The following is a 2,054-nucleotide window of genomic DNA, read 5'->3' as shown; positions in this document are numbered from 1 at the left end:
CCGCCGTCAGGCCCGCCGGGCCTCCCCCGATGATCACCAGGTCGTATGGGTTCATTTTCATTCCTCGCTGGCCCAAAAATTTCGGGCCATAGATAGAGTATACTATACCCCCCGGGGATATGTGGGAATGGCCTGGGTCGTGGGATGCGGCCTGGTCGTAAGCCCACAGGGTAGACCACCTCGAGCCCTTCTACCAGCGGTTTAGTACACGGCCTTCCCGATCGGAAACAGCCCAGGGGGGTGCGAACCCCATTCCGTCGGGGGTAGGGCTTGGGCCGACCGTGGCACTTCCTGCGTCTGCACCACCATAGGGCTTTCTCGAGGATCAAGTAGCAGCAGCCTGCCGCAACCAGGCCATTGATGGCATCATGGTGCCATCCGATCGTTACAATACCCTACCCGGATATCTTAGCTTTAGCGCCATCTGGCTTTTGTTGCTCGAGCAGAAACTTGCATTGTATATCCCCAGGGGGTATCATATGAGTCCGAGGAACCGGTAATGCAAAAAATGCTCCCCGCTGAAATCCGTAGCCAGGTAGAGCAGGTGTTGGGTGGTATACAACAGCCTGTCGAAATTGTGATTTTCAAGACTGGCCCTATTGTGGCTCCAGGAAAGGGTGAGATTGGCATGCAGGAAGAAGCCCTGGCCCTGGTGCGTGAGCTTGCTGAGCTCAACGAGCAGATTCATATCGAGGAGCGCTCGTTGCGGACCGACCCCGAAGCCCAGGCGCTCGGGCTTTCCTATGCTCCCACCCTGCTATTTCGCGAGCGGGGTTCGCAGCGCACCAACATTCGCTTCCTGGGGCTGCCCAGCGGCTACGAGTTCAGCACCCTGATCGAAACCCTGATTATGCTCGGCACCGGACAAAGCGACCTGGGAGAGCGCAGCAAGTCAGAGCTGAACCAGCTCGAGGGTGAGGTGCTTATGCAGTCTTTTGTGACCCCTGGCTGTCCATACTGCCCCAAAGCGGTGCTTGCAGCTTATAGGTTTGCTTTCCACAGCCCCAAAGTGGTTGCCGAAGGTATCGAGGCCAACGAGTTTCCCGGCCTAGCCACACGGTTTCACATCTCGAGCGTACCCGATACCATCATCAGCGGGAAACGACAGGAGCGCGTACTGGGCGGGCAGCCCGACCGGGTCTTCATAGAGGCTGTCCTGAAGGCAAGCGGCGCGGCAGTACCTGAAGGGATACGCTAATGGATCGGGTTCGTTCCTGGATGTCCTGCCGGGTGCAAGGGTTTTCGCCCTGCAGGGTAATACCCTGGCTGCTGGTAGCTCTGGCCGCGGCACTGCTGCTGAGCAGTTGCGGAGCCAGCCCCGGTTTCAAGAATGTGAGCGTGCAGGAGTTGCACTCGGCGAGCGAGCCCAATCGAATCGTGCTGGATGTGCGCGAACCCCACGAGTACGCCGCGGGTCATGTTGCCGGTTCAACCCTGCTTCCACTGGGGCAGGTAGCCGCACAGGCAGGACAACTGCCCAAAGATGCCCCGATTTATGTGATTTGCCGCAGCGGCAACCGTTCGGTTACAGCCAGTGAAACCCTGGTGGAGCTCGGCTTCCAGGATGTTCGCAACGTGTCTGGAGGGATGCTGGCCTGGCAGGGTGCTGGCTTCCCGGTTCAGCGATGAGTCTGACCCCCGATGCCTTAGTGGCTGGCCCGCTGGCCCTTAGCTGGCCCAATCTGGCCCTGCTGCTGGGTGTGCTGGTTTTCACCGGCCTGGCGGCCAGGCGGGGCCTCGAGAGCAAGGGCTGGTGGGTTCTGCTGGCGACACTGCTGGCAGCACGGGTAGGCTTTGCGGTCGAGCACCTCGAGACCTGGCCCAGCCTGGGGGCGATGCTGCTGGGAATCGTGGACATACGCAGTGGGGGCTGGAGCTGGCCCTGGGGCGTGGTAGGGGGTGTTGCGGTGGCGGGGGCGGTGTTGCGCCAGCAAGCCCCGGCATTGCTAACCCCCGCGCTTGCTGCCATCGCGGTTGGGGTGCTTCCTTTGGGAGTACAACAGGAGCTTTCTCGCTCGGTGAAGGCTGGCCCCGCTCCCGAAACCATCCTGGCT

2 protein-coding genes and 1 pseudogene are annotated in these 2,054 nt (G+C 60.8%); all 3 read left to right on the top strand.

The features are described from left to right. Window positions 1–499 precede the first annotated feature (499 nt). Window positions 500–1,198, top strand: a complete 699-nt coding sequence (locus tag Q0288_RS14135; RefSeq protein WP_299431633.1) for a thioredoxin family protein — start codon at window positions 500–502, stop codon at window positions 1,196–1,198. Continuing rightward, a complete protein-coding gene (locus Q0288_RS14130) occupies window positions 1,198–1,629 on the top strand; it encodes a rhodanese-like domain-containing protein (RefSeq protein WP_299431630.1) in 432 nt (143 codons plus the stop codon). Before Q0288_RS14135 ends, Q0288_RS14130 begins: the two co-directional genes overlap by 1 nt. After that, window positions 1,626–2,054 (top strand): annotated as a pseudogene (locus Q0288_RS14125) (TlpA family protein disulfide reductase); the annotation flags it as partial. The gene Q0288_RS14130 and the pseudogene Q0288_RS14125, both read left to right, overlap by 4 nt.

The sequence above is a fragment of the uncultured Meiothermus sp. genome (assembly GCF_937863175.1).
GTDB lineage: Bacteria > Deinococcota > Deinococci > Deinococcales > Thermaceae > Meiothermus.
The sequence above is the reverse complement of the archived record's forward strand: the minus strand, read 5'-3'. Positions and strand labels throughout refer to the sequence as shown.